Here is a 6,739-nt window from a genome sequence, read left to right on the forward strand (position 1 = left end):
ACCATTAGAGAAATTTGCTCAGCTTGTTGATTATCATATGGCTTTTGAAACTGTCGCACCTCATGTTTGAATTCGCCGAGGTTTAGTAATATGAAAACGGCGGGTTATAGTTGTCCGCAAGGCGTGTTATTACAACCTAAAGATAATGTATGGGGTTGTTTTTGGTCTAGTGATGTGTATGAGTATTGGAAAGGTAATATTTGGCAATTATATGTGATAACGTTTGATAGTACTTCATATAGGATATCTTATAACTCTTCTACAGATCATAAAAATTTTGCCCGAGCAGTGCGTAGTGTGCGGTAGTGGTTTAGTTTTTTGCATTATGGGAACAAGCAAAGTTGGCTTTGCTTGTTTATAATTGATTCTGAATTTTAGTTAATAGTTCCCTAGAAGACCCAAAAATGTATTTTTTTGAGTTCTTTGCAATAAAAATATTAATTTCATTAACATTGTAAGTTTTAATAAATTCATTATTATCTGATAGAATTATTTTGTTATTTAAAGGAAATACAAATTTTTCAAAATTTAGTAACTCATTTATACTTCCGAAATTAACAACAGGATTGTCACATGAAATAAATTCTCCGAATTTTTTCCCATAATAAAGTACTATTCTTCTTTCATCAAATATTTTAAAGGTAACTAATGGAAGTATTACATATTGAATTATTTTTATATAATTTTCCTTTTCTCTCTTTCGATGCAGAAACTTTATTAAATTTCTATCCCAAAATAAAATCTTCTTAACTTCATCATGAGATGCGTCATATAAGTCTAGTAGTTTTTCAGCATATTCTTTAGCAAGATTTTTTTGGCTTGGATTCCTCCAGAACATGAAAGCGATGAATACTCTCAGCATTTTGTTAAAATCTTCTAATTTTAGAGTTTCTAGAAAAACATCTACATTAGTTGCAACTTCTCTTTCAATAAATTTAAAAAATTCAACAATTTGACTTTCAATATCTCTATAGAAAATCTCGATATCATGTATTTTTTCATTATTTAAAGAGATAGTATGTAAGTCATCTATATAACAGATTTGGGATGGTGCTTTTTTTCTTATAGTTTTATACTGTTTATCTAAAACAAACAGCTCGTCATTATCTGATCTAAACCATTTCTGATATGATTCTTGGACATAGTGGTGTCTTTTGGGTGGGTTATTACTCTTCATTACAGAATTCAGTATAATCTTGATCAGTTAATAATAAGACTAACATTTACCTAATAGATTTTCTATTCTTAATTTTTTATAGAAAAAACATATGGTTGCAACTGCACAAGGAAAAAGCCTAAATGATCTTGTGTGTCAGGCAATTGAACATGAAGTAGGATATGTGTAAGTTGATCGGTTCGACAAGCTCACCGACCCGATGTGGTGGCTGAGCTTGTCGAAGCCAGAAGCCAAGCCAAAACTCTACTGATCCAAATACTCCTTAACCGCCTTAGCCAAAGCCATCATTGGTTTTTTAAGATTATCTTGAGGAACATAAAGACGTTCATCACCATTCACATAGAGCTTAGACTCATCCCGATCAAAACGAATGCTACGGATTTGATTGAGCCGAGTCACAAAACGCTTTCCAAGCATGTCTTTACAATACAGTTCACTATGGGTGAGGAATAAACCATTTTCAGCATTTTTAAAAATGGTGGTAGTATCCATTAGCACCAGTGGATCATCATTATACTTACCGTACTCACCATCACCCTCAAAAGCATAAGCTTTGATGGCCTTATCAACTTTTTTACGCACACCGTAAATATCATCAATCAAATAGCTGCCTGCGCTTGGGCGACTAATTTCATCTTCATAACTTTCTAAAATACTTTCCAATGAACGACGAGTAGGTTGTACAGCTTGAGCTTGGTTTCTAATTTGTTCAGCTCGTGCCAATAAATCCTGTGCTTTTTGCATTTCAAGGGCTTGGCGTTGACGTTCCTGTTCATCAGCAATTGCTTGGGCTTCTCGTTCAAGTTCGGCCTGATATTTGGCAAGTGCTTCTTGACGTTGCTGTTCAATCGCAAACTGTTGCGCTAAATAATGTTGCCATTGTGTTTCAATATCGACATTTGCCAGTTGCGCTAATTGATAAATTTGTTCAAATAAATTTTTCTGGAAACTATCCAAATCCACCTGATGATGCAGTTCAGAAAGATGGGTTTTAATTTCTGCAAAATATTCAACAAAATTATCCACTACCGATAAAATCTGTGGCTGAGCATTCCACTCTTCTAAATATTGATTTAAAAGAGAACGATCAAAGCCTTGAGACTGTCGAGCAGAATAGGTGAGTACGGCTTCCACTTGAATACAGTGTTGACCCAATGTTTGAGCCGTCACAGATTGAATCAGTTCTAAATCAATTTCAGTCTTTTTATCAGCACGGCTAATAATAATCAGTTTGGGAATATCGGCTTTTAGTGTTTTTAGAAATTGTAGGTCACTTTCAGAAATGACACCTTGATCCGCAGAAATCAGCCAAATAATCCGTTGTGCATCATTGAGTTGAACTTTGGCGATGTGGGCATCACAATTTCCTTGCTCAGAGCTTTCAGTATTACTATAGCCTGGCGTATCGAGGAAAGATAAATTTTGCCAAGGAAAATGAGCTTGCTCTACAATAATTAAATCAATACTTTCGATTAAAGCCCTATCATCCTGCTCAGCATGATGGGTTAAATTTTTAAATTGCTCGGTTGAGAGGGTTTGGTTTTCTCCTGACTTTAGAATTGCAGTAATCCGATTGTCTGTGCCTTGTACCAAATAAGTTGGAATAGAGGTTGTTGGATCAATTTCCACACTCAGTAATTTTTGTCCCAATAGCCCGTTGAGAAAACTGGATTTGCCTGCACTAAATGCGCCACCAATACCAATAATAAAACGATTGTTGAGCTGAGGTGATACACAGAGTTTATAGAAATGGTCTAACTCATGCTGAAAATCCAGCCCCAATTGATTTGCCTGATCCAGAGGTAAATGGGTTTTAAATTGGGTAATATTCTGTTTAAAGTATTGCTTAAGCTGTTGGTATCTGTTTTGAACATCGGTAGGTATATTTGACATTTTAAAGTCCAGTCTATTGGTTTTATAATAGGTTGTCTGACAGATCTTATTTATACTGCAAAAATATAAATAAGATCTGCTCGTTAAAAATTAAGCATTCAGTGCTTGAAGAACCTGATTCAGCGTTGTGAGGTCCTGTTGATAGATAGCACGTTGTTGTTCCTGTTCAGCTTCACCTTGTTGTAGTTGTTGCGCCAATTGAGCTAAGGCAAGTTGAGCCTGTTGATATTTTTCATCAATTTGCTGCTGCACATTTTGTTTAACCTGTTGTAACTGTGCCGTTAAAATTTGACGCAAATTTAATTCTACTTGTGCCATAACTTGTGGAATGAGGGTTGCTTGCACATAAGAGCGAGCTTGCTCACGTTGTTCAGCCCGTTGCTGTTCTTTCTGGCTATCAGAAATAAATTTTCCTAAAATTGTGGTAATAATTGGAATAATCACCGCAGCATAAGGGAAGCTTCTTAGTACGATAGGAAGTAGAGTTGCTGCACCAGTCAAGATTGTTGTATTCAATCCATCATTGTCAGAAGCTTCAAAATTAAAATTTTGATTGATTTTAAGTTGTTCAGGTAATTCTGATTCAATACGATGTAAATATTTTTCCACCAGCGGTTTAAAGTAACGCTCCATACCCTCGGTCATGCCAATACGCACAGAGTAGGTAATCTGTTGTTGAATGTCGCTACCTTGATGAAGCACACTATTAGCGAAACTATCAGTTTCACCTGTTAAACGACTACGAATATGTTGAGTAATCTGTGATAACACATCATTAAAACGGCTGTTAATCTGTTGATGCTCTTGCTTTAATTTTTGCTGAAAGTGCTGCATTTCCTCCTGCATTTCAGTTTGTTTTAACTTCAAACTTTCGAGATCAAGGTTGTCCTGATTATTTAAAACTTCAATATGTTGTTGCAAAGTCGCAATCGTATCTATGGATTGCTTGACCACCGTTTCTTTAAAACGTTGTTCACTACGTTGTTCCAATTCCTGTAAAGCAGCGATAACCGTATCAAACTGTTTACGAGACGCAGCGACCACATTCAGGTAATTATCGGGTGGTAGGATTGCTTGCACCTGCTGTTTGACCTGCTGTTTAATTGCTTCTATATCTTCGGCAGAACGTTTGTCACTTTTAGAAACAATGACCAGTACAGGCGCTTGATGTAGGGCTAATTCTGCAAGAAAATTTTTAATACTTTCCTTGAGTGTACCCTCCTCAGAACTCACCATAATGCAGTAGGCAAGACTACGTCCGAGATAATGGTGAATTGCCTGACTATGTGCCTCTGATTTAGAGTCCAATCCTGGCAAGTCTGCTAAACATAAATGGGGTAAAGACTGGAGTAGTGGATTATTGAGTTTGACCTCAACATGACCATTTGCCCCCAAATCGTCAAAATCTTGAGATTTTAATTGTTCAAAGGATAATTCCTTAACAAACTGATTATCTTTAAACCCTAAAATTTGATCTGTTTCTGCAAAACTGATTTCTGTTGCCAAATTACTGGCTGGGTCTATTTCAACCGCTAATAGTTTTTGAGCCAGTAACGCATTAATTAATGAAGATTTTCCTGCACTAAATGCACCAATCAAAGGAATGCGGACTTTAAAGTTTTGACTATTTTTTGTCAGTTCTTGAAATTTGTTGCTATCAAGCTGGTATTTTTCATACAGGTTTTGAATTTTTGGTAAATCCTGAATGAGTGTTTGTTGCTGTTGAAACATCTTAAACCCCTGATTCTATAAGTATAACTATTTATAACGAATTGATTTTTAATCTAATGATGATTATAGGAGATAAATCATTTAAAAAAAGACTGAACCAAAAGGAGTCAGTCTTAGTTTGACGCACTGGTTTGATAAAAATATTCAATTACCTGAAATCTGTACTATTCTTTCAGTGCTTGTGCCAGTTCGGGCATTTCATACTGTTCCAGTATTGTTACCAACTCTTGAAGAACCTTGCGAGTCTCTCTTTCGTCAATATTAAAAGTATCCCGATAAATTTCTGACACTTTATTGCCAATACCATGAATAAGTTCACCAATGATAGAGGGTTCAACCATACCGTATCCACCACCACGAGGTCGATTAAATATGTCTGAAAGACTGGTATCGTTATTGGACATTGTTGCATTGGATGTAATTAATTTTGCCTTTTGCAATAAAGGAGCCAGTTCAGCAAGTGTGTGCTCAGGCAAAAGATCGCTGAGTTCCTCATCGACTAACCGTAAAATAAGGGCTTGAGTAATGCTGAGTCCCTTGACTGTAGTCTCAATCCGTTTCCAACGCCAGCTATATGGCATACAGTCACGACGACATTCCAGAGGAAATAACTTTTCCAGTAAATTTAAGTCACGCTGTATAGTACGCTGCGTAGCATCAATTCCTTGATTTCTTAAATGAGTTTCTATATCTGCGGTACTCACATATTTGCTATCCAATAAAAATTGAATAATTTTCCATTGTCGGCTGATAACTTTCGATGATTCTTGACTCATGATGTACTCAAGTAATTTTTTGCCAAGTGTAATCGTCTTTTTTAGGAAAATTAAGAGGATAAAATATATAGTAGGTCGTAGTTTGACGTACTTAATTGATTGTTTTCTTTTATAATAATTAGCGTGTAAAAAATAAATTATTTTTTGAAAAAAGGGACACAACCTGTCCCTGTGGCAAGATAGGATGACAGATTATTAATCTTCGGAGGCTGGTTCAGCAGATGAGGATGAGTTTTTTAGTACAGCATCTATACCAGTATGAGGATCAACACCGAGGGCAGTACAGTACCAAATATATTCAATGACATCTAAACGGCGTTCGCCTTGTTCAACTTTATATATAAATGAATGAGGTCGTGCCATACGTGTAACAAGATTGTGCATGATGAGATTTTGTGACTTACGCTGGCTTTTAAGCTAGTCCTGTAAGGCAAGCATTTCGTCTTTATAGATACTTCTTGTCATCACGCATATTTATGATATATTTAATTTTTTACCAAAATAGAAAAATGTATTTTGATTAAATAAGTATCGTTAAATGGACACAACCTGTCCCTTGAGAAATGAATAATTGCTGTAACGTTAGAAATAAAAATCGCAGGTTGTCATGCAAAAGGATACGCAAAATAAAAATGAGACTTTAGCCAATCGTTTGATTGATATTCTTACAAGGCTAAACTCGGGGGAAAAATTAACCATCAATATGCTTGCAGAAAGCTATGATGCCCACCCAAAAACCATTCGACGTGATTTAGTACGGTTGGAAAGCTGTAATTTGCCTATACAGAAAGAGGGAAAATATTTTTATTTAGACTCGACCTACTTAGGTAAGTTAAAACTAAAAGATATTCAGTCTTTTGCCCGTATATCTGGGATTCGTCATTTATATCCAAATCTTGATGTTTCCTTTATTCGGGAGCTTCTGGATAGCCGTGTTTATGATGCCAAAGGCTATTTTGTTGAGGATGCTTCACAGTTTAAAACCTTATTTGAAGTATTTGGTGAAGCGATTTGTAAGCATCAACAAATAGGTTTTCTTTATAAAGGTGAACCTCGTGTCGTTGAGCCTTATAAATTAGTTCATCATGGCTTTGTTGCACAAACCTATCTGTAAAGGCTTTTTCAGCGATATAATTTTCAAATGAAGAAGCCTACACACAAA

At 35.7% G+C, this 6,739-nt stretch carries 6 protein-coding genes; 1 reads left to right on the forward strand and 5 read right to left on the reverse strand.

What is annotated here, in order from left to right:
* Positions 1-355: 355 nt before the first annotated feature.
* The 5 genes from NO346_RS14485 to NO346_RS14505 form a co-directional block, all read right to left on the reverse strand.
* Positions 356-1,177, reverse strand: coding sequence for a DUF4238 domain-containing protein (locus tag NO346_RS14485; protein ID WP_256415585.1), 822 nt, complete (start codon positions 1,175-1,177; stop codon positions 356-358).
* Positions 1,178-1,420: 243 nt separating this feature from the next.
* Positions 1,421-3,070: a dynamin family protein gene (locus NO346_RS14490; RefSeq protein WP_256415586.1), complete on the reverse strand. Its 1,650-nt coding sequence runs from the start codon at positions 3,068-3,070 to the stop codon at positions 1,421-1,423.
* 90 nt (positions 3,071-3,160) lie between these two features.
* Positions 3,161-4,801 (reverse strand): dynamin family protein, encoded by a 1,641-nt coding sequence (locus tag NO346_RS14495; protein WP_256415587.1) that lies wholly within the window; start codon positions 4,799-4,801, stop codon positions 3,161-3,163.
* 164 nt (positions 4,802-4,965) lie between these two features.
* Entirely contained in the window at positions 4,966-5,577 is a 612-nt protein-coding gene (locus NO346_RS14500; protein ID WP_005157459.1) for a hypothetical protein, read from the reverse strand.
* Between the two features lie 195 nt (positions 5,578-5,772).
* Positions 5,773-5,961 carry a transcriptional regulator gene (locus NO346_RS14505; protein WP_256415588.1) on the reverse strand — a complete coding sequence of 63 codons (189 nt, stop codon included), beginning with the start codon at positions 5,959-5,961 and terminating at the stop codon, positions 5,773-5,775.
* 223 nt (positions 5,962-6,184) lie between these two features.
* On the opposite strand from NO346_RS14505, the gene NO346_RS14510 reads away from it, so the two are divergent.
* Positions 6,185-6,691 (forward strand): YafY family protein, encoded by a 507-nt coding sequence (locus tag NO346_RS14510; protein ID WP_256415589.1) that lies wholly within the window; start codon positions 6,185-6,187, stop codon positions 6,689-6,691.
* Positions 6,692-6,739 lie beyond the last annotated feature (48 nt).

It is taken from the genome of Acinetobacter sp. 5862 (genome assembly GCF_024494585.1).
Classification (GTDB): domain Bacteria; phylum Pseudomonadota; class Gammaproteobacteria; order Pseudomonadales; family Moraxellaceae; genus Acinetobacter.